Source organism: Ruegeria sp. CDSC054 (assembly GCF_059610645.1).
The window spans coordinates 152772-173147 of sequence record NZ_JBXWOA010000009.1 but is presented as its reverse complement, the minus strand read 5'-3'; the positions used below and the strand labels follow the sequence as shown (position 1 = coordinate 173147).

General features: G+C 56.3%; 27 protein-coding genes and 1 tRNA gene. 13 read left to right on the top strand and 15 right to left on the bottom strand.

Annotated features, from left to right (window positions below; all coding sequences use genetic code 11):
* The first annotated feature begins 1 nt into the window (after position 1).
* The 6 genes from AC2FGC_RS17280 to AC2FGC_RS17255 all read left to right on the top strand — a co-directional run bounded on the left by AC2FGC_RS17280 (position 2) and on the right by AC2FGC_RS17255 (position 4469).
* Entirely contained in the window at positions 2–631 is a 630-nt protein-coding gene (locus tag AC2FGC_RS17280) for a condensin complex protein MksE (RefSeq protein WP_496782983.1), read from the top strand.
* Positions 628–1836 carry a hypothetical protein gene (locus AC2FGC_RS17275; protein ID WP_496782981.1) on the top strand — a complete coding sequence of 403 codons (1209 nt, stop codon included), beginning with the start codon at positions 628–630 and terminating at the stop codon, positions 1834–1836. Before AC2FGC_RS17280 ends, AC2FGC_RS17275 begins: the two co-directional genes overlap by 4 nt.
* Entirely contained in the window at positions 1821–2660 is an 840-nt protein-coding gene (locus tag AC2FGC_RS17270) for a DUF7281 domain-containing protein (protein WP_496782980.1), read from the top strand. The genes AC2FGC_RS17275 and AC2FGC_RS17270 overlap by 16 nt, the downstream gene beginning before the upstream one ends.
* A gap of 699 nt (positions 2661–3359) precedes the next feature.
* A complete protein-coding gene (locus AC2FGC_RS17265) occupies positions 3360–3830 on the top strand; it encodes a P27 family phage terminase small subunit (protein ID WP_496782977.1) in 471 nt (156 codons plus the stop codon).
* Between the two features lie 98 nt (positions 3831–3928).
* On the top strand, positions 3929–4129 hold the full coding sequence (locus AC2FGC_RS17260; RefSeq protein WP_496782975.1) for a hypothetical protein: 201 nt from the start codon (positions 3929–3931) through the stop codon (positions 4127–4129).
* On the top strand, positions 4083–4469 hold the full coding sequence (locus tag AC2FGC_RS17255) for a hypothetical protein (protein ID WP_496782973.1): 387 nt from the start codon (positions 4083–4085) through the stop codon (positions 4467–4469). Before AC2FGC_RS17260 ends, AC2FGC_RS17255 begins: the two co-directional genes overlap by 47 nt.
* On the opposite strand, the gene AC2FGC_RS17250 is transcribed toward AC2FGC_RS17255, so the two are convergent.
* The 3 genes from AC2FGC_RS17250 to AC2FGC_RS17240 all read right to left on the bottom strand — a co-directional run bounded on the left by AC2FGC_RS17250 (position 4466) and on the right by AC2FGC_RS17240 (position 5920).
* Complete coding sequence (locus AC2FGC_RS17250) at positions 4466–5047, bottom strand: hypothetical protein (protein WP_496781074.1); 582 nt, start codon at positions 5045–5047, stop codon at positions 4466–4468. The genes AC2FGC_RS17255 and AC2FGC_RS17250 overlap by 4 nt on opposite strands.
* A 266-nt stretch (positions 5048–5313) precedes the next feature.
* Positions 5314–5390 (bottom strand) — tRNA-His (locus AC2FGC_RS17245).
* Between the two features lie 47 nt (positions 5391–5437).
* Positions 5438–5920 carry a GNAT family N-acetyltransferase gene (locus AC2FGC_RS17240; RefSeq protein ID WP_496722115.1) on the bottom strand — a complete coding sequence of 161 codons (483 nt, stop codon included), beginning with the start codon at positions 5918–5920 and terminating at the stop codon, positions 5438–5440.
* A gap of 77 nt (positions 5921–5997) precedes the next feature.
* Here AC2FGC_RS17240 and AC2FGC_RS17235 point away from each other — a divergent pair, with 77 nt between their 5' ends.
* A complete protein-coding gene (locus AC2FGC_RS17235; protein WP_058274816.1) occupies positions 5998–6186 on the top strand; it encodes a DUF6324 family protein in 189 nt (62 codons plus the stop codon).
* 4 nt (positions 6187–6190) lie between these two features.
* Here AC2FGC_RS17235 and AC2FGC_RS17230 read toward each other — a convergent pair whose 3' ends face one another.
* A complete protein-coding gene (locus AC2FGC_RS17230) occupies positions 6191–6622 on the bottom strand; it encodes an MmcB family DNA repair protein (protein ID WP_496722113.1) in 432 nt (143 codons plus the stop codon).
* 116 nt (positions 6623–6738) lie between these two features.
* On the opposite strand from AC2FGC_RS17230, the gene AC2FGC_RS17225 reads away from it, so the two are divergent.
* Together AC2FGC_RS17225 and AC2FGC_RS17220 are read left to right on the top strand one after the other, a co-directional pair.
* The gene (locus AC2FGC_RS17225) at positions 6739–7059 is read left to right on the top strand and encodes an ArsR/SmtB family transcription factor (protein ID WP_496782971.1); all 321 of its coding nucleotides are present in this window, start codon (positions 6739–6741) and stop codon (positions 7057–7059) included.
* A complete protein-coding gene (locus tag AC2FGC_RS17220; RefSeq protein ID WP_496781071.1) occupies positions 7056–7481 on the top strand; it encodes an SRPBCC family protein in 426 nt (141 codons plus the stop codon). The genes AC2FGC_RS17225 and AC2FGC_RS17220 overlap by 4 nt, the downstream gene beginning before the upstream one ends.
* Before the next feature lie 255 nt (positions 7482–7736).
* Here the strand turns inward: AC2FGC_RS17220 and AC2FGC_RS17215 are convergent, their stop codons facing one another.
* Complete coding sequence (locus tag AC2FGC_RS17215; protein WP_496722108.1) at positions 7737–8033, bottom strand: hypothetical protein; 297 nt, start codon at positions 8031–8033, stop codon at positions 7737–7739.
* Positions 8034–8127: 94 nt separating this feature from the next.
* Between AC2FGC_RS17215 and AC2FGC_RS17210 the strand changes: the two genes are divergently transcribed.
* A complete protein-coding gene (locus AC2FGC_RS17210; protein WP_496782970.1) occupies positions 8128–8907 on the top strand; it encodes a helix-turn-helix transcriptional regulator in 780 nt (259 codons plus the stop codon).
* Positions 8908–9061: 154 nt separating this feature from the next.
* Here AC2FGC_RS17210 and nusB read toward each other — a convergent pair whose 3' ends face one another.
* The 4 genes from nusB to AC2FGC_RS17190 all read right to left on the bottom strand — a co-directional run bounded on the left by nusB (position 9062) and on the right by AC2FGC_RS17190 (position 11916).
* Entirely contained in the window at positions 9062–9544 is a 483-nt protein-coding gene (nusB, locus tag AC2FGC_RS17205) for a transcription antitermination factor NusB (RefSeq protein ID WP_058274810.1), read from the bottom strand.
* A complete protein-coding gene (locus AC2FGC_RS17200; protein WP_496782968.1) occupies positions 9541–10092 on the bottom strand; it encodes a 6,7-dimethyl-8-ribityllumazine synthase in 552 nt (183 codons plus the stop codon). The genes nusB and AC2FGC_RS17200 overlap by 4 nt, the downstream gene beginning before the upstream one ends.
* 2 nt (positions 10093–10094) lie before the next feature.
* A complete protein-coding gene (gene ribB / locus AC2FGC_RS17195) occupies positions 10095–11216 on the bottom strand; it encodes a 3,4-dihydroxy-2-butanone-4-phosphate synthase (RefSeq protein WP_496722102.1) in 1122 nt (373 codons plus the stop codon).
* A gap of 112 nt (positions 11217–11328) precedes the next feature.
* Positions 11329–11916 (bottom strand): riboflavin synthase, encoded by a 588-nt coding sequence (locus tag AC2FGC_RS17190; protein WP_496722100.1) that lies wholly within the window; start codon positions 11914–11916, stop codon positions 11329–11331.
* A gap of 141 nt (positions 11917–12057) precedes the next feature.
* Here AC2FGC_RS17190 and AC2FGC_RS17185 point away from each other — a divergent pair, with 141 nt between their 5' ends.
* The 3 genes from AC2FGC_RS17185 to AC2FGC_RS17175 all read left to right on the top strand — a co-directional run bounded on the left by AC2FGC_RS17185 (position 12058) and on the right by AC2FGC_RS17175 (position 16567).
* Positions 12058–13356, top strand: a complete 1299-nt coding sequence (locus tag AC2FGC_RS17185; RefSeq protein ID WP_496722098.1) for a capsule polysaccharide biogenesis protein — start codon at positions 12058–12060, stop codon at positions 13354–13356.
* 80 nt (positions 13357–13436) lie between these two features.
* Complete coding sequence (locus tag AC2FGC_RS17180) at positions 13437–14570, top strand: polysaccharide biosynthesis/export family protein (protein WP_496722096.1); 1134 nt, start codon at positions 13437–13439, stop codon at positions 14568–14570.
* Positions 14570–16567 (top strand): capsule polysaccharide biogenesis protein, encoded by a 1998-nt coding sequence (locus AC2FGC_RS17175; protein ID WP_496782966.1) that lies wholly within the window; start codon positions 14570–14572, stop codon positions 16565–16567. Before AC2FGC_RS17180 ends, AC2FGC_RS17175 begins: the two co-directional genes overlap by 1 nt.
* Here the strand turns inward: AC2FGC_RS17175 and ribD are convergent.
* The 6 genes from ribD to AC2FGC_RS17145 form a co-directional block, all read right to left on the bottom strand.
* Positions 16564–17664: a bifunctional diaminohydroxyphosphoribosylaminopyrimidine deaminase/5-amino-6-(5-phosphoribosylamino)uracil reductase RibD gene (ribD, locus tag AC2FGC_RS17170; RefSeq protein WP_496722091.1), complete on the bottom strand. Its 1101-nt coding sequence runs from the start codon at positions 17662–17664 to the stop codon at positions 16564–16566. The genes AC2FGC_RS17175 and ribD overlap by 4 nt on opposite strands.
* Positions 17661–18131 (bottom strand): transcriptional regulator NrdR, encoded by a 471-nt coding sequence (gene nrdR / locus AC2FGC_RS17165; RefSeq protein ID WP_037307671.1) that lies wholly within the window; start codon positions 18129–18131, stop codon positions 17661–17663. Before nrdR ends, ribD begins: the two co-directional genes overlap by 4 nt.
* Positions 18132–18252: 121 nt before the next feature.
* Entirely contained in the window at positions 18253–18666 is a 414-nt protein-coding gene (locus AC2FGC_RS17160) for a secondary thiamine-phosphate synthase enzyme YjbQ (RefSeq protein WP_496722089.1), read from the bottom strand.
* An 18-nt stretch (positions 18667–18684) separates the two neighbouring features.
* Positions 18685–19086, bottom strand: coding sequence for a hypothetical protein (locus AC2FGC_RS17155; RefSeq protein ID WP_496722087.1), 402 nt, complete (start codon positions 19084–19086; stop codon positions 18685–18687).
* Positions 19087–19164: 78 nt separating this feature from the next.
* Complete coding sequence (locus AC2FGC_RS17150; protein WP_496782965.1) at positions 19165–19713, bottom strand: DUF4166 domain-containing protein; 549 nt, start codon at positions 19711–19713, stop codon at positions 19165–19167.
* A complete protein-coding gene (locus AC2FGC_RS17145) occupies positions 19714–20148 on the bottom strand; it encodes a thiol-disulfide oxidoreductase DCC family protein (RefSeq protein ID WP_496722083.1) in 435 nt (144 codons plus the stop codon).
* Positions 20149–20376 lie beyond the last annotated feature (228 nt).

Sequence of the window (20376 nt, the reverse complement as noted above, 5' to 3'; positions counted from 1 at the left end):
CATGTTTGCTGAAGCTGTAAACGCCTTGATGGGTGGCCGTATCATTTGCCACGTCACTGAGCCTGACTTGTTTGACCACCTCTCGGTCGCAGACAAACGAGAACGTATCAACACCTATGTGCGCCAAATCGGCTGGCGCGTCGTGGCCACACACAACAAGTCGGGATACTTTCTAGTTCCAGATAGAGCTGGCGAGGCGACAGGCGCAAATTTGTCCTCCATGCACCGAAAAATAATGGGAGACGTGCGGCCTATGATGGATTTCCTGGCGCTCTGTCTTGCCGTCGGACAGACCGACATTGTCCTACGCCCTGGAGACCGAATATACCCAGGACAATATGCTTCCAGGATTGAAGCCAGCTCAAAGCTCTTTTCGGATCTGAAAACGCTCTATCCAAAACTCAGCAGAAGCACCGGCAAAAAGGACGCCGCAGATATGCTGAAAGCGGTTTTGAAGAACCTCGAACAGCGCGGGTATTTGAAAGAAACAGACTATGAGGGCGACCGGAGCTACTACGAAGCGACGGGGATGGTCGACGCCTTTCATGATCTTTTGGATTTCCTGATCACGAACACGCCGGAGGCGCAGGACACCATCGACGAATTTATCCAGCAGGAAAGCTTGTTGTGAATATCACAAGCGACATTCAGAGGTTTCTTGGCCTTCTCTCCCGTCACGGAGAGGTCATTGAAGATGTCTACCATGCAGGAGAGGTTCTAAGAACCGAAGAGAATGGCAATGCTGTTGACGCTCTTCACAAAGAACGGGTGTTAACACCTCGCGAAGAAGGCAGATATGGCCTGACACGTTCTCTTCGCGAAGTTCTGGATGATTTGACCCAACGACAGAAGCGATTTGCGATTAAAGGCAATATCGGAGAGGAAATCGATCGTCTTGAAAAACTTCTGACCGAGCTTGAGGCCGCTGCAGTGGAAGGCCGACACGAAGATGTGGACCGCAACACAGAGGATCTTGTCCAAAGCCTATACGATGTACGCGAACTGGTGGATGCAGATATTCTTCAGTTTCACCAAGTTATGGCGAGTAAGTTCTCAGACGTGTCTTCTAACGATGAGAAAATGCGTCACAACGCGCATTATCTCGAACGCGCGGACCGCTTACGCAAAGCCCTCAACCGCCTCAACCGCACCGATATGCATGATCGATTTAATCGTAAGGATATCTCGCGGGCTGGAAATGTTTACCAAAGCTCCATCTCAGGGAGGATGGGGAATTGGTCACAAAGTCTGCTTGAGATCTCTGAGGTCTTTAACAGCTACATGTTTTCGTTTCGCAAAATCGAACATCACACCAGGAAGGTTAGAGCTTTTGCTAAGTTCTTGTCAGAAGGTGGGGAAGTGGACCTAGAGCGTATCGAACAGGAAACGCCACTTTGTGACTTCCTGATGCGCAAGCCGTCCAGCGGAGATAAGGAATGGTTGGACATTTACTCAGATCGAGGTCAACGAAGCCTTGCGCATTTATGCGCAGATCTGAAACCAATTGAGGAAAAGCGCGCGCCAGAAAGAGAAGCTGGTCAACGAATGATACTAGGGCAGGAAGCCGAAACGGAGGAAGAAGATGCCGTTGAGGAACTGGCGCTCACATATCTTTTGAACCATGTCGATTGCGCAGGAGGTTGGGTATCCGTTTCGAGCTGGTGCGCGCAGAGAGAGGACATTGAGGAAAAGGATTTTTTAGAACACGTAGTGAGCTGGCTAACGACCGAGGACGAAAATCTGCCGTATGAAGCAAGCTATGATCTCGACGCTAGTGTATCCGCTCACATGGCGAACCAACGCTTAGAGGATATTCGTCTATGTCGCAGAACTTGATCAAAGCGGGATTGCGCGCCTTATCCGAACCAGGATCAATCCGCGCATCGAAAGAGCTACTGTCCTATTTGCGCGACAACAACATTTTTGTAACGCAAAATGGATCAAACATTCTTATGGGGACGCAAGCACGGGAAGAGTTGGTGCGGGCTCTGGAGCGAGATTTTCAGGTTCCTCCGGGAACTAAGGTGGACGCTTGGAAAGGCAAAAGCCGCGCAGAAGCTCTTTCGCTAGGCTCAAACGAAAAAGCGTCGTCGATTTCTGTTCGGAGAGGTCGCGTGGCGCTGAAGTCCTTCAGTGGCGGTTCGGTTCGAATGGGGGAAAAGAAAGTCATCTTGCCTGACGGTGTAAATCTAGATGTTCCTGTCAACGCCGCCGCGGATTTCTCTGATCACGTTTTTGCGGTTTTGGTGGAGAACTGGGAAGCCTTCGAAAACATCCATCAACTCTCTTTCGAAGTTCCAGCAGATCTTCGCGATGCTTTAGTCGTCTACCGCGGGCAACCTCGCGGCTATACTATTGACGCTGCGCGAACGTTTCTACGAGTGCTGAGTAATCCCGTTTTTGTATTTCCCGATATTGACCCAGCAGGCTTACGCATTGCGCTTGAGACGCCAGGTTTTGCGGGGGTAATGCTGCCACCTATTGAAGAAATCGAGAGCTTATTGTGTGCAGGTCGTGGTTTGAGTGAGCGCTATACTTCACAATTGGCGGGATCGGAGCGAGTTCTTGAAGGTGAAGTTCCGACTGATGTCAGAGCGTACTGGTCTCTAATCAAGAAGTTCGGCCGTGGAGTTCCACAGGAAGAATTTATTAGGATTTGATTTGTGACCTTCAACTAGAGCCCTTGCCCCGCGTGGAGATCGGCACTAGCGCTCAGATTTTTTTCTTATTGAGGGCCAATTTCTTGTACGGAGTATTCGGACACCCACCGTGGAGGATTGAAAGCATGGTTTCTGTCATTGCGCGACACAGAGCCGAACATGGATCTCCGCCAAATTAAGTGTCAGCTTTCGCTCAATTGATGAGTTGGCTTTGCAGCCGCAGAGAATGCCTTTGATCCGCGATTGACGACCGATGCTGCGGACTTCGCCGAAGTCAGCTCTGGCCTCAGTGCCGTCGTTCGATCCGATCGGACGAAATGCTGCAATGCGAACTCTTACCCGGCAAGTCACATAAGCGCCTCGCACGAATTTCCGACACCCTCCCGCAAAAGGGATCGTGACAGTCCTGTTAAAGTCCGTTGCACCCAGAATCCGAATGGACAGCCACCGTTCACGCCGCTCGGAATCAGTGGACATCGTCATTAGGTATTCCCGAGTGTTCCCAACCGACGGTGCGGGGGGGGGAGTTCAAAAAATACTGACACGGGGCGCGACCGCACGGGGGAGAAGACGTCTTTTGCTAACGGTTTTTTGGGGGTCAAAATTAGGGCAGGACTTTGAATGACATTCTGCGACCTGGCCCCTCCCTTGATTTTCTAATATGCGCCGATACCCTTGGGAAACCACGGAGGGCGACAGATGAATAAAAAAAGAGCCGCGCGCAGTGATTCAATTCAGGGCCAGCGGCAGGCAATTCTGCAGAGCCTAGACGTCGTTCCTCCGCCAGCAGATGTGTGGTTGCGGCACGATGCGGACGTCGATCTCTGGAATCAACTCGCGCGCACGCGCGTAGCGGAAGACTGGCGGGAATACGACCTGATCTGTCTGGGACGAATCGTCCGTTTTGAAAACGACATGCGGGAGTTGGACAAGCAGATCGATCAAACCGGCAGTATGATCCGAACGCCCAAGGGCTGGCCCGCGAAGAACCCCCTTCTCGAAATCCGCGAAAGCCTCATGCGGCAGCAGATGGTCCTTGCCCGCGCCATCGGAATTACCGCGCTTTCGGAAGACCTGCGCACGATCAACGCCCGAGGCCGCACCGCCGGGGCTGCACAGGCCCGAGCGGCAAAGTATGGCAAGCAGGCGCTTATGGCGCGGCCAAGTTAGTTAGTGCCTTTGGCGTTAAAAAGAATTTTAAAATAAAACGTTACAGGATTCTGACCAGTTGATTTAATCTGGACCAATACCGCGAGAGAGGTCCGGATATGACAATCACACGAACGATCCCGCCTAAAGCGGTGACATTGACCGATGGGTCCGTTGTTCATCTGAACCGCAAGATCGCCATTCGACGCACCAAGACTTACCTGTACGAGATTTACCGCTGGGCAAAAACCGCCCGCGAGACAACAGACCCGAATGATGCGGTCTCCACGGTCGAACGTGCCCATAGCCTCCGCCTTTGAGCGCACTTATAAGACCAGTCCACAGCACCTAAGCCCGGACGTACTGGACGACCTCATCGCAAATCTTGAATCGCGCCGCGAGGATGTAGACGCGGTTGCCTGCGCTGAACTCTGCGTTGCACTCCTGAAAGCCCACGTTGCTGCCGAGGTGACCCTTCTCCGAGGGGGCATCCCGCCCCAAGGCTCGGCAAGCATTCGTGGAGCCGCAGTGTGGGCGCAGGAACTCTCGGACATGACCGAGGCCAAAACCCACGCCCAACTCCTGTTGCTGGTCGAAACGCAAGTCGCCCGCAAGCCCGAACTGCAGCATCGCAAGAAGCGGTTACGCGCGAAAAACTAGTTCCTCACCCCTTTGTCTCGGCAGGCCGTCTGGCAGTAGTAGCGATTGCGTCTGGGCGCGAGAAAAATACTTTGGCAGTGGCGGCAATGGCGAAGCGCACGACCGGCCAGCGCACCGTTCACGGCGGTTGCAATTACCGCGCCGATGGGGGTGATGGCAGCCATCGTAAGCCGCCCGTTCTTCGAACCTGGCCTTGCGATGGTGTGCAGACTATCCACGCCCAGCACCTTGTTCAGGTTCAGGTCCAGCATCACCTTGGCCGGAAAGGTCCCGTCGTTCCGGCAGTCGGCCCAAATGTCTCTGAGCCAATCGCAGGTACGAATGAAGTCCAGCGGGTGAACGGTGCCCCAATGAGATCGTTCTGCAAGCGGTAAAAAGGCATCGTACCACTTGTCCTCCGCTAGTTTCGCATCTGGGAAAATCAGATCAGCCAACGTATAGAACAGTGCTGCTTGGCGGCTAGGCACCCCATAGGCAGCGGCGATGCGTTTCTGCGGGGCATCGACCGTCCTCCGGTCGTTATTGTGGTACACCGACCAGAGTTGTTCTTGGGTCAGGTAGTGCGTGGAAACGTACATCGGCTGGTCTCGGCTCGCTCGTGGGTGCCGAGGCCAAGGGCCTCTAATGCGTCGCCTATTTTGACGGCCGCGATTCCCTTGTCAAGGTCGCGGTGCACCACAGTGGTGCTCCTGAATTCGCGGTGCACTAGCCGTTTTGGTGCACTAATGGTGCACTAATTGGGACTGGCACCCTCACCGCCATTGGAAAATCCAGTGGTCTGACAAAATCGAGCGACATAAATATTTGAATTTGCAAAGTTCTATTTCTAGGGGGGTAGAAAATATGGTACCGCCTGCTGGATTCGAACCGGCGACCTCTGGATCCACAATCCAGCGCTCTAACCAACTGAGCTAAGGCGGCACTCGTGAGGGGCGATGTACCGAACACGCGCAGGGAATGCAAGAGAATTAAAGACGAATTTCCCAGCTTTGTTCGACAAGATCACAGCCAAAGGAATGAACCTTTTTGCTGCCGGTTAATTGCCATCCGGAAGCCCTGTAAAGTGCACAAGCTGCCCGATGGCTTTCATGGGTCCATAAGGCCATATCACGATAACCGGAATCGCGGGCGAACCCCATGCATGTGTTGAGCATGCGTTTACCCAAGCCCTGTCCACGGGCCTCTGGCATCAACAGAAACAACCTCAATTTTGCGGTGTGGTCGTTCAGCGCGACACAAAAGATACTGCCAAGGCGCACGCCATCCCGCACCGCGATCCAGCCCTTCTCACGTGTTGGATCGTGTGATGCCATGAAATCCGCCAGAATCCTTTCAACCAGTGGCGCGAATGTGTCATCAAACCCCTCGTTCCGCTGATAGAGGCAGCCGTGCTGTTCTACCAACCAGGGCGCATCATCTGGCCGGAATGGTCTGATCAGAATATCATTCATACCTTACCTGACCTCAAAGGCGGCTTGATTCTCAACCCTTTGCGCGCTAGCAGGAACGCTCAGTCCCGGAGGCGCAAATGGGCATTAACACCGAACGTGACATTCAGGCGAACCTTCAGATCGGCCCGACCGACCATGGCATGGTGCGCCTGTTCATCGAGGCCGACGGCGTCGAAATTCCAATGGACTTCGAACCTGAAGAAGCGGAAGAAATCGCTGACGAAATCCTCGCCGCTGTGCAAGCTGCCCGGATCGTAAAAGACTGACAGTTCAAATTCTTGGATCACGCAATGCCTGCAATCTGCGGGCTGTGTCTGTTGCAAACTTCTGAATCATCTTCTTGCGCCGCGCTGGCGCCAGCTTATCTTCCGGTGCCATTCGGATGATTTCGGCGTCATAGGCATCTGCGATGATCAGACCGGTCTCTACTGGCAACAAGTCTGTCGGGAAATCGGTGTCCACCGCCCAGAAAAAGCGATCACACCAATCCAGATACCCCTGCCATTTAGAATCCGTCAGATAATCTGCGCGGCTGGATTTGCACTCGATCACCCACAGTTCCCCCTTGGGACCCAATCCCATGACGTCGACTCGCAGACCGCGGGTGGGGACAAATTCCTCAACAGATACAAAGCCATGCGCCAATAAATGGCGCGAAACCCCACGGGCCAGTTTTTGTCCGGGCTGTAAATCCAGTGTCATTCCCGAAATGTGAACAATTCGTGAACAAAAATCAAGCGCCTGAAAGACTCTTGACGTGATACCATTTGGTATCCCATAAACTACAATACCAAATGGTATCACTATTGAGGTGACGAATGCAGACGCAAATTCAAAACGCGTTCCGCGCCCTTGCGGACCCGACCCGACGGGAGATCGTCCAGATCCTTGCCTCTGGCGACATGACGATCGCGCAGCTGACCGATCAGTTCGATATGACCCGTGCAGCGGTCAAAAAGCACCTGACCGTTCTTTCCGATGGCGGCCTCATCACCGTCGAGGCACGTGGACGTGAGCGCATTAACCGGCTGGAGCCGAATGGAATGGCCCCCATCCTCGACTGGTTCAGCTATTTTGACCAGTTCTGGGATGATCGCCTGAAAAATCTGAAGGAAGCTATTGAAAGGAATAAGAAATGACGAATGCAGTTCTGCAAAAGCAGATTTTCCTGAGGGCAACGCCGGAAACCGTATGGGCCTATTTGACTGAGCCCGCCCGATTGGCGGAGTGGTTTCACAAACCCGAACAACCGCTTGCCGCGGGTCAAAAGCTTGAGATGTTCGGGACATCCAGCGGCGATCTTTTGATCTGGGGTGAGGTACGCGCTGCCCGTCCGCCCGAATATCTCGAATATACATTTACCATCAAACCCATGGGAGACGCTGTTAGTGTCGTAAAATGGACGCTGGACCCGGTACCGGGCGGTACCCGGCTGGGCTTGGTTCACGAAGGGCTGCCGCAAGGCGCAGAGGCATTTGGCCTGATCCTTGCACTCGATGATGGTTGGGACGAACATTTGGGCAAGATGCGCAATGCGCTGCACGAAACTGTTGACGCCTGACCCCTTGTGCAAACCCGCCGCAACCCCTACTTAGGCCCGTGGCGGGTTCTGCCCTTCTTGTGATTGGTAGCATTCTGGTGGCCTTAAGCAATTCCGAGGGGGCTGGCTCTGTTCAGGTCCTGGCCTGATTACCTGGCGCCCACCTGTACATACAGGTCCTCGGGAATCACACCGCACGGTTGACTGGCGGTCCCGCCACATAAACTTATCTCTCGCCCGGTCTGGGAGAGTCTTCATTTTCCGAAATAGGTTGGCTCAGCCCTTGTCCACCGCAACGCGGGCGGGTTCGAACTTGGCCGCAACGGGTGTACCGCGCCTGGGGCCTGTTGGCTTTTCCGCCAAGCTCATGATCGCGTAGGCGAACTGAACACCGGCGAACACGATGCCGTTCATGAACCAGATCATTGCCAGAGCGATCAACCCGATCTCGGATCCGAAAATCAGGCCGCGCAAGTTGGCCACGTTCAGGGCCAGCAGCACCCCGACAAACAGGGCCGAGATGACAAATCCCCATGCAACTTGCGTGATGTAAAGGCGGATCAGTTTGGGCACGACAAAGCTCCTTGTCTGATACCGTGATGATAGCGCATGGTCGTGCTGAGTAAACTGCAGCCTCAACGGGTGCGACACTATATTCGGAGTCTCTATGAATGCCCTCAGCCTGTTCACGTTGGATCTTCTCGAAGAACTTTCTCTGCGCCATGATGATCAGGAACGGTGGGAGTTCACGTTAGACCGGCTGGCTGAGATCGGGTTTAACGCACTGAACATGCTTTGCTTTACACCCGAGACTGGCGCCATTCATTGGGTTCGAAGTTCAATGTCCAAAGGTTGGCTGAACCGCTATGACAGCCAAGGGTACGCCGAAGCGGATCCGATGCTGGCGCAGGTTCAAAATGGCAGGGAAAGCCTCTACGTGCAGGCCGCAAGCCTCCGGCCTGCGGACGGCCATTCCACCAAGGCGCTGGGTTTGAACCACGATCTGGAAAAGGCCGGATATATTCACCTTTACTCTCTGGTGGTTCCCTGCCCCGACAACGAGGTCAAGCTGGTGGTTCTGTCATCGGACCGACCGGACGCCCAGGCTCAAATGACTGAACGGCAGCGCGAAATGCGTGTCCTGGCAACCGTGCTGGCCACCAATCTGGGATCGGATATCCCCAGCAATCACGGTCGTGTGTACGACATCACAAGCATTGCTCCAACCACTCCGGACCTGACGCCACGAGAGCTGCAGGTCCTGAACCTTTTGGCTCTTGGGCACCGAAACGACAGAATCGCCGAACTGTTGAACCTCTCGGAAATTACGGTACGAACCCATTTGAAGAATGCGCGCGAAAAATTGAGAGCCCCGACCCGTGAATCCGCACTGGTCCGTGCGATGCAACTTGGCCTGATCAATCCGCCGGGCTATCGGAATCGATAGGTGGCACGCCGGCTACGTTCCGGTAAAATGTTGGTGTCTTTGGAAAAAACTGTGAGTGGTGGAGGCCGAAGACTTGTTTGAACAAGTGTATTTTTAGATTTCAGGCGCAGCGCTTTGTGTGGCTGCGCCTTATTCAACTGGACTAAGGCTTAACTCAAAACGCCTCTGGCTGTGCTTCGCGGGCCATGTGATCCAAAACTGCGTTGACGAATTTCGGTTCTTTACCTTCCGGGAAGAACGCGCGCGCCACATCAACGAACTCGGTGATGACGACCTTTGGTGGCGTATCGCCTTGGGTCAGTTCGGCCCCGGCTGCACGGAAGGTGGCGCGCAGGGTCGGGTCGATGCGCGCGATCGGCCATTTGGCGACCAAAGCGCGGTCGGTCATCTGGTCAATCGGCGCCTGATAATTCACCGCGTCTTCAACCAACTTGCGGAACACGCGGATATCGCCGTCCAGCATTTCCTCACCCTCATAGACAGCGCCAAACCGATGATCCAAAAACTCGTTCACGACTGCTTCCGTCGTTTGGCCCGATTGCTCCATCTGGAACAGCGCCTGCACGGCATAAAGCCGGGCGGCGGATTTCATCAGGCGTTTCTGGTTGGCCGGTTTCGGCGCGTCTGTCTGGGTCATGCTGTTGTGGGTCCGTTGTTGTCGCCCGCCACAAGGATGGACTCGGACGGCGGCTTGAACCCGACGCCCTTTTTGGAAGAGCCCCACTTACGGCTGAGTGCGATCAGATGCAAGGCCGCAGCGGCCGCACCACCGCCTTTATTCATCTTTTCGGGATTTGCGCGTACTTCGGCCTGATCGTCATTCTCGACCGTCAGGATGCCATTTCCAATAAGAAGACCCTGCAGACCCATCAACTGGATCGCCCGACTCGAGTCGTTGCACACCGTTTCATAATGCGTGGTCTCGCCACGAATGACACAGCCCAGCGCCACGTAGCCATCATAGTTGCACTGGCGATCCGCCATGGCGATGGCGGTCGGGATTTCCAGCGCGCCCGGAACCTCAACAACTTCGCAGGTGCCGCCAGCGGCTTCGATCTCGGCCTTTGCACCAGAAACCAGATTGTCGGCAATGGCGCGATAGAACGGGGCCACCACGATCAAAAGTTTCACAGGCTTGTCGAATGTCGGCGTTGGCAGTACGCCGTGTTTGTCTTGTTCAGCCACGATCAATCATCCTTGAGAATGGAACGGGTTCCGACGATGGAGATTCCAAACGCGTCGAGACCCAGATATTTCGTTTCCGGTGTATCGGTCAGCAGCACCAGTTCCTGGATGCCCAGTTTGGACAAGATCTGCGCCCCAAGACCTGTTTGTTTGATGGTGCGCGGGCCTTCGTCATCGGTTGCGTAAAGCGCATTGCGCGGTTCACGAAACAGGCAAACTACGCCACGTCCTTCGGCGGCGATCTTTTCCATAGCACGCGGCAGTTCCTGTGGCGATTTCGGCCCCAGGCCCAGAACATCAGGCGCTTCATGCAGTGCATGGGTTCGGGTCAAAACCGGCTCGGGCGTGGTGATGTCACCCTTGATCATGACGACGTGTTCGATGCCATGTGTCTGATCCGTGAACAGGCGCATTTCCCATTCGCCGCCATATTCAGACGCCACCGTCCTGCGCGAGGTTTCGACAACCAGATTGTCGTTGCGCGAGCGATATGTGATCAGGTCGCTGATCGTGCCGATCTTCATGTCATGTTCTTTGGCGAACGCGACCAGATCAGGTAGGCGCGCCATGGTGCCGTCGGGCTTCATGATCTCGCAGATCACCCCCGATGGGTTCAACCCGGCCAGCCGAGAGATATCGACCGCCGCCTCTGTATGACCGGCGCGCACCAGCACCCCGCCCCTCTTGGCGCGCAGCGGAAAGATATGGCCTGGTGTCGCGATGTGCGCCATCGTATTTTGCTCGTTGATCGCCGTTTCAACGGTCAGAGCGCGATCTGCTGCCGAGATGCCGGTTGACACGCCTTCGCGCGCCTCGATGGACACGGTGAATGCGGTTTCGTGACGGGATGAGTTGTTCACGGCCATCATCGGCAGGCCAAGGGCTTCGACGCGCTCCGCCGTCATCGGCAGGCAGATCAGCCCGCGCCCATGGGTGGCCATAAAGTTGATCGCCTCGGCATCCGCAAACTCGGCCGCAATGACCAGATCACCCTCGTTCTCGCGATCTTCATGATCGACCAGAATATACATCCGGCCCTTGCGCGCCTCTTCGATGATATCTTCGATCGGACTGATCGCGTCGCGCAGCAGGGCCTCGACGGGACCGGGGGTTTCAAAGCTCATGGGGCAGCCTTTCACAAGAGCGTGTCTGGACGGCTGGATAGACCACCAAGCACTCAAATACCAGAGCGCTTGCTGCTACACTCCGCCGAAACGCGACGTCTCAACCTGTGGTTCAGGACATCTCAGCCAAGCGGGCGACGTAGCGGGCCAGGGTGTCGATCTCAAGGTTTACCTGATCTCCGACCGAGACATCGCCCCAGGTCGTCACTTCTTTGGTGTGGGGGATGAAATTGATCCCGAAATCGCAGCCGTCCACATCATTGACCGTCAACGATGTGCCATTCAGCGCAACCGATCCCTTTGGCGCTATAAAGCGGGCCAATTCCTTGGGCGCACGCAACGTTACACGGGTGCTGTCGCCTTCGTTCTGCAGGGCAACAACTTCGGCCACGCCGTCGATATGGCCGGAAACGATGTGCCCCCCCAGTTCGTCCCCAACCTTGAGGGCGCGTTCAAGGTTCACGCGTTTGCCAACTTGCCATGTGTTGAGATTGGTTTTCGACACCGTCTCGGCGCTGATCTGCACGTCGTACCAATCATCCCCAAGGGCGATCACGGTCAGACAGACGCCGTCACTGGCGATGGATGCGCCAATATCGATACCCGCAGTGTCATAGCCGGTTTTGATCCGGGCGCGCAGATCCCCTTGCTGGTCCAACTCGGTAACAATTCCGATATCGGTGACGATCCCTGTGAACATTGCTTTCACCCTTAGCTTATAACCTGTGCGTATGTGTAACCGCCGAGGTAAGCCCAAGAAACGCTGCGGGCAAGCCCTGCCTTGCCCGGATTGATGTATACAGGCATAATTTTGGTACCAAACGATAAAGAGCAGACCAGGATGCATCCACTCGCCTCGCGCTCGCATCGCCGTGTATTCCTGTTTTTGCAGGGACCGCATGGCCCTTTCTTTAGCGCACTGGCACGCGCTTTGCGCGCCGCCGGGGCTGATGTTTTGCGCGTGGGGTTTAATGCGGGCGATCAGGCGTTCTGGTTTGACCGCAGCACCTACATCCCGTTTTTGGACAATTCCGAGCAATGGCCCGAAACCCTTAGGGAACTGATCCGGTCACAGTCGGTCACAGATATCGTCCTATACGGCGACACCCGTCCGGTTCATGCCAATGCTGTGGATATTGCGCGCGAAATGGGAGTGACTGTCCATGTTTTCGAAGAGGGGTATCTGCGCCCGTGGTGGGTCACTTACGAACGGAACGGATCAAATGGACACTCACGACTGATGTCTTTGGACGTCGCGCAGATGCAGGATGCGCTTGACCAGTCCGAGGCGCCGGTTCCACCGCCACCATCCCATTGGGGCGATATGCGGCAACACATATTCTACGGCGCGCTTTATCACTGGTTTGTCCTGTTCCTGAACCGGAGGTACTCCAACTTCAAGACGCACCGGGAATTGCCCGTTTCAAAAGAGTTTCGCCTGTACTTCAAACGACTTGCACTGATGCCTTTCCACAGGATTAGGCGTCGCTGGGCCACCATGCGCGTTCGGCAAAACGGTGCACCCTATCACTTGGCCCTGTTGCAACTGGGTCATGACAGTTCGGTGCAGGCCCATTCAGACTATACCTGCATGTCGGATTTTCTGGAGCATGTCATATCAGGTTTCGCCAAAGGCGCTCCGGCCCATCACCTTCTGGTTCTGAAGGAACATCCGCTCGAAAACCACCGCGAGCCGCTGCGCCGCAGGGCGCGCGAAATAGCCCGCGCGCACCAAGTGGCGGATCGCGTGCACTACGTTCCCGGCGGCAAACTGGCCGGATTGCTGGATGACGCGAACACAGCCGTGACGATCAATTCCACAGCCGGTCAACAAGTTCTGTGGCGCGGAATCCCGTTGCGCAGTTTTGGAAAGTCCGTCTACGACAAACCCGAGTTTGTCTCGCAACAACCCATTGCCCAGTTCTTTGCCGACCCGGACGTACCAGACCACGAATCCTACCAAGCTTACCGGAAATTTCTATTGAAAACCAGTCAGTTACCCGGCGGCTTTTATTCGCTGCGTGGGCGACGGCAACTGCTGCGCCGCGCCGCCGACATGCTGCTGCAGGCGCATGACCCCTATCAGTCCGTTCTGTCCGACAACGAGGCGTCGACGCCACAGTTGAAACTCGTCGATTAAGCCGGGTTGGTTGGTGCTGGATGTTGGACCCCGAACAAGCTAACTTGACGCAAACAAAAGACGACTGAGGATAATCGGCAGTGCAGTGCTTTCCAATTCGCTGGGTGCGAGGGGCCGCCCTTGTGGCTGTATGTGGCGTGCTGGCCGCGTGCCAGCTCCCTAAATCTGGCCCCAACAAGTCCGAGATTTTGGCGGGTTCAGTTGAAAATGGTGGCAATGCCTTTGTCGTCGAGGTGGATGACAGGGTCGCACGAGCGACATCCAAAATCCCCCAATTCGGTTTCTCGTCTTCCTTCACCAGCGCGCAAAGCCTGACGGCGGATACCGTTCGCCCTGGAGACGTGTTGGGATTGACGATCTGGGAAAACGTCGATGATGGCCTGCTGTCAGGTGACGTCGGTTCTGCCACATCACTCAATGAAGTTCAGGTAGACGCCGATGGCTTCATCTTTGTGCCCTATGCAGGACGTGTGCGCGCCGCTGGAAACACGCCCGAGCAACTCCGTCAAATAATTACTGGAAAATTGCAGGACCAGACTCCTGACCCCCAAGTCGAAGTCCGCCGGGCTGCGGGAGATGGTGCGACCGTTTCACTAACAGGAAGCATTGGGTCGGCGGGGATCTATCCAATTGAACTTCCTACTCGTACCCTCTCAGGCATGCTGTCACGTGCAGGTGGCGTATCCGTTGGTTCCGACATAGCGGTTGTGACGCTACTCAGGGGCAACCAAAAAGGGACGGTGTGGTACGACGACCTGTTCAGCAACCCAAAGCTGGATGTCGCTCTGCGCGGCGGCGATCGCATTCTGGTTGAAGCCGACAGCCGGTCGTACATTGCGCTTGGCGCAACTGGTGGCCAATCCCGGGTTGCGTTTGACACCCAGGACCTTTCGGCGCTTGAAGCATTGGCGCAGGTTGGCGGATTGCTGCCCCTATCCTCGGACCCTACCGGCATATTCGTGTTGCGAAAGGAACGTCAGGATATCGCACGCTCGGTGATGGGCCGTCCGGACCTGCAGGGCGATCAGCGTATGATTTACCTGCTGAACCTGACGGCACCAAACGGTCTGTTCATTGCACGGGATTTCGTCATTCGCGATGATGACACTATTTACGTGACCGAAGCACCATATGCGCAGTGGACCAAGTCTATTTCCCTGATCTCCGGTGGCCTTACACCCCTGGCCAATGTCGCCACGCTGACAGGCAACTGATGTCGCCTGAAACAACAGCCGGGTCTGAACGTACCCGGCTGCTTGTCTACAATGGTGGTTTCCTGACATCCCGCCGAATTCGCCGAATATTGTCCCTGTCCGGTTACGACATCCGGATTGGCCTGCCAAAAGGCGGTGATGCCGTCGGGGTTTGGGGCAATAGCCCGACGGCCCATCGCGGCCTTGCTGTCGCGGATCGGCACAATGCCCCGGTGTTGCGCGTTGAAGATGCCTTTCTTCGGTCTTTGCATCCAGGTCGCAGCGGAGAGCCGCCTCTTGGCCTGTTGCTTGATCGATCCGGCTTACATTTCGATGCGGCTCAGACGTCCGATCTGGAAACGCTGTTGGCCACCGATCCTTTGGACGACACCGCCCTGCTGAACCGCGCACGGGGCGGGATTGAACGGATGCGCGACCTGCATCTCAGCAAGTACTCGGCCTTTGATCTGACCGCTCCGCCCCCTGACCCCGGCTACGTACTGGTGGTTGATCAGGTCCGCGACGACGCGGCTGTGACGGCCAGCGCCGGGGATGAGGCCCGGTTTCGCGAAATGCTGGTCATGGCGCAGGAAGAGAATCCCGGCGCCAAAGTTCTGATCAAGACACATCCCGACACCATCGCCGGGCATCGTTCAGGTTATTTCTCCACCGCTGACCAATCCGATCGCGTCTCGGTCATCAGCACACCGGTCAGCCCGTGGTCTTTGTTGGAAGGTGCGGTTGGCGTTTACACCCTATCCTCACAGATGGGGTTCGAGGCAATTTTGGCCGGGCATAAACCGCGTGTTTTCGGCCAGCCCTTCTATGCAGGCTGGGGGCTGACGCAGGATGAAGCACACCTGCCACGCCGCCAACGCAACCTGACGCGCGCGCAATTGTTTGCTGCAGCGATGATCCTCTATCCAACCTGGTACGATCCATACCGGGACCAGCTGTGCGAGTTGGAAACCATTCTGGACACGCTTGAGGCGAGAACCCGCGCCTGGCGGCAGGATCACAAGGGATGGACCGCCTCGGGTATGCGCCTGTGGAAACGCAAACACCTGCAACGGATGTTTGGGCGCGAGAAAACGGTCCGCTTCACTGACGATCAACCAGCGCAGTCAGATCGTCCTCATATGGTCTGGGCAAGTAAAGCCAAGGGCACGGAAAGTGCCGTCAGGGTAGAAGATGGATTTCTGCGCTCGCGCGGGCTGGGCGCAGATCTTGTTCCGCCCCTGTCATTGGCAACGGACAATCAGGGGATTTACTACGACCCGACGCATCCCAGCCAACTGGAAGGGTTTATTGCCGCCCGGGAAACTCTGCGGCCAGATCAGGAATTGCGTGTCGAAAGGTTGATCGCTCAAATCGTGTCCGCCCAAATCACCAAGTACAACACGGGGGTCGGCGCACCGGATTTGCCAGTTGGGCATCGCATACTGGTGCCCGGTCAGGTCGAAGACGATGCTTCGATCCAGTTGGGCACCAGCACTGTTCGCACAAATACCGATCTGTTGCGCGTCGTTCGCGAGGCTAACCCAAACGCCATTCTGGTCTACAAACCGCACCCCGATGTCGAAGCGGGCCTGCGCGATGGGGCAATCGAGGCCGCAGACCTCGCCGATGTCATCGCCACCCATTGCGACCCGGCAGCTCTGCTGCCGCAGGTCCAAGAAGTCTGGACCATGACCTCATTGCTGGGGTTTGAGGCTTTGATGCGCGGTGTCGGTGTTACCACCCTGGGCGCGCCTTTCTATGCGGGTTGGGGGCTGACAAACGATTTGGGAACCGTCCCAGTCCGCAGGGGCGCTCGACCACCGGTTTTAGGTTTGGTCCACGCGGCGCTGATCGACTATCCCCGGTACTTGGACCCTGTGACAGGTGAGCCCTGTCCCGTAGAAGTTGCGGTTGAACGGCTGTCACAAGGTGCTGCACCCGCAGGCGGTCCACTGCTTCGAGTTCTATCAAAACTACAAGGCGCATTCGCGACCCATGCACATATCTGGCGTCGTTAACGCAGCGCCCGCGCCCAACGGTGCATGATGTCCGGCCCGATGACCTGGGTCTCGATCAACTCAAAACGCGAGGCATTGTCCAACTTGTCCAGCCCCAGCGTGCCGATGGCTGACAACCCTTCGACACCGATCGCAAGCCCGGCGGTGAACCCGACCAATTCATCGACCATATCCGCGGCAAGTAACGACGCGGCCAAAGCCGCTCCGCCCTCGCAGAACACGCGGGTCAGACCTGCTTTACCCAACTGCTGCAACAAGTCCGCTGCATCGATCTGGTGGTCGTCCAGCGCGCAGGGCAGCAAGCGCGCGCCCAGCCCTTCCCACGCGCGGGCACGCTCGGCATCCGGGGATGGGCCATGACATAGCCAAACGGGTATCTCAGCAGCCGTGCGCGCCAGCTGCCCCAATAAGGGAATGTCCAAATGGCGCGAGACCACAATTCGCACAGGCTGAGCGTCGACCCCAATATCCCGAACGGTCAGGGATGGGTCATCGGCGCGCGCGGTTCCCGCCCCGACCATCACCGCATCATGACGCGCACGCATGGCATGCACCGCACGCCGCGCCTTTGGGCCGGTGATCCATTGGCTATGCCCCGTCGCGGTGGCAATGCGCCCGTCAAAACTGCTGGCCAGTTTCAGGGTGACGAAAGGGCGCCCCTGTTCGGTTTTCAGGAAGAACCCCGCAAGATCCTGGGCTGCTTGGTCGGCCAGAACACCGGTGACAACTTCGATCCCCGCCTCGCGCAGCATGGCAAAGCCCTGCCCCGCAACACGCGGATCGCTGTCTTCGATGGCCGCGACAACACGGGCCACACCGGCAGCGATCAGGGCCTCGGCGCATGGGGGTGTTTTGCCGTGGTGGGCGCAGGGTTCAAGCGTGACATAGGCCGTTGCACCCCGCGCCGCGTCTCCGGCTTGAGCCAGCGCTTGGGGTTCGGCGTGTGGGCGGCCACCCGGCTGGGTCCAGCCGCGCCCCATAATGCGCTCATCACGTACGATCACGCAACCGACGGCTGGGTTTGGCCAGCACGTTCCTTGACCGCGCCGCCCCAAAGACAGGGCAAGCGCCATATATCGCTTATCTGTTTCGCTCACTCGTCCGTCGAAGGCTGCGGCGGGCGCAGTTCGTGGACAAACTCCTCGAAGTCATCGGCCGCCTGGAAATTCTTGTATACGCTCGCAAAGCGAACATAGGCGACGGTGTCGATCCGCGCCAGAGCTTCCATGACGATCTCGCCAATTTTGCTGGACGGGATGTCGGTCTCACCCATGCTTTCCAGACGACGCACAATTCCAGAAATCATCTGGTCAATACGTTCCGGATCAATCGGGCGTTTCTGCATCGAAATGCGGATCGAACGCTCCAACTTGTCCCGATCGAAGTCTTCGCGTTTGCCGTTGGTTTTGATCACCACCAGGTCGCGCAACTGGACACGTTCGTAAGTCGTAAAACGTCCGCCGCAAGCAGGGCAGAACCGGCGTCTGCGGATCGCGACGTGATCCTCTGCCGGGCGTGAATCTTTGACTTGAGTATCGATATTTCCGCAAAACGGGCAGCGCATCCACCGTCTCCTCGTCCCTGGTTCCGCCTCTTTTTGTAAGCACTACGACCTACTTATCCACAACTATAGGGTAGCCGCTAGGATTTGGGTAGTCGGAAATTTCCACCGCAACATAAAGGGGTCAGGCGAAGTGCGCAGCGACCTTTCGCACATGCGCTGCGGTGCGGTGTTCAAACAAGTAAATGCCCTGCCAAGTTCCCAGCACCGGTTGCCCCGCGGACACGGGAACAGAAAGCGAAACAGGCAAGAGAGCCGCCTTAATATGGGCGGGCATGTCGTCTGGGCCTTCGTAGGTATGGCGCAGATAGGCCATAGCGGGGTTGTCGGACGGCGGCACCAAACGTTCAAAAAATGCGTGCAGATCTGTTTGCACCTCAGGATCAGCATTTTCCTGAATGGTCAGCGAACAGGACGTATGTCGTACGAAAAGCGTAAGTAATCCATCGCCTGAGACCGAGTTAAGCCAGTTGCGCACGTCCCGGGTAAATTCGTACAACCCTGGTCCGTTCGTCGAAATAATAAACTCGGTCTGCATATGGCGATCAGTCCTCGATCAGTCGCGGAACGGGCGGATGTTGCAACGTCCGTTTGCCCCCTGAACCGACATGCTTTCGCCAGCCTTAAAGCCGACCGAGATCGAGCTGCTTTGCTGGGCAACGTTTGTAGGTTGCTGCAGCGAGAATTGAACGGCTGTGCGGCGACCCGTCGCTTCGCTGGGGCCATAGCCGCGCCAGACGTAAATTCGCTGCTGCCAACCGGCACCCAAAGTTCGACGCGCATAGTCCGCAGCCGCGCACCAATACCCATCCACATCCTGTCGTGCCCGCGGGATCACTTCGAACACAGTGTTGTTGACTGAAACCGTCTGATACCCGTTTCGTGCGGCCGAAGCCGATGACACTGGCACGGTCAGCAAGATCGCGGCGGAAACCGCCAAAGTCATAACCTTTTTCATAATCATACTCTCATTCGCTTCGAGGTAATTTTTCAAATAGTATACATTCTTACCGGGCAAAGCTGGTTCACAATCATTTCAGTTCAGGCTGGCCAGCGCGTGATCGTACGTAAGCCAGCCCTTGTACCGGATCAAGTCCCCGACAAAGGGCATTCGGGCCGCAACATCAAACCGGAATCGTCCGTCATCATCCTGCCATTCCGCGGTCTTTGATTGCGGCAGAAGCACCTTTGGGAAAGGTACTCGCAGCAGGCTGAGGCGCAGGATCTGGATCTCTAACCGCTCGTTCGCAACAACCGGTTTCAGCCAAACGCAAACCTGTCCAAACTGCTCGCGGACGCATCCCATGTCCTGGTCCAAAGTCAGCTGCGATCGGGTGATGTGACCATCGAAATCGCGCGTCCAGATCCAAGCGCTCCCTTCTTTCTCGACGCCGAGCCGCACCGGGATATCGTCGCACCCAAACGGCATACCGGCAAAGCGCAACGCGAGTTTGGCCAGCCATCCCCTGCCCGGCGTGACCGAACATCGCCCGGAATAAAACCCGCCCGTACTATGCAATGCCTGCAACGCTTTGGGCAGGCTTGTTCCCATCGGCAACGTTTGCAAAAAAGGATCAGGCTGCACTCAGAACCCCTCGGGCAGGAAACGAGCCCGCAGAGCTTTGTCCGGGACCATGCAGGTCGGTGAACGCCCAAAGATGGCATACCGGTTTCTGGCGATCGCGTAGTACAGTGGGTCTTTGATGATACTTGGAAGGTATTTGCAGATCGAAAGAGCACGCCAGAACCCTGGCAGCTTGTGAATCGCGGCAGCGAAAGCATCCAACCGTTGATGCACCACGCCATCGGTCACAACGAGATTGGTTTCAAAATCCCGGGTCGGCAGTCCAAGTTCTTTGTATAGCCTTTGTCCCAAAGGCGATTGCGCGGTGGCAAATTTGAACTGTTGCACTTTATCCCGCGCGACGATGAAACGAAAGAAGCCCGAACACAGAACGCATTCGCCGTCAAAGACGATGAAATCCTGACCATCTGCCGCATCGGTTCCCAGTGTGGTCATATCAGTTACGCCCGCTAACCCAATTTGACGCACATTCCCACCACTGCGCCTTTCCGGCAATGCGACACTGGGCCATCTTTGCGAATTGATATGTGTCGGGGAGCCTCGGGTCATCTGCGCGACAAGTTTCCTGGGCTCTGGCCTCATCCCCACAAGGCCTAACCCGACAGCACGCGGAAAATACGCTTGATGGTCACTGTAGTCTTGCGAAGTTCAGCCATTGTCATT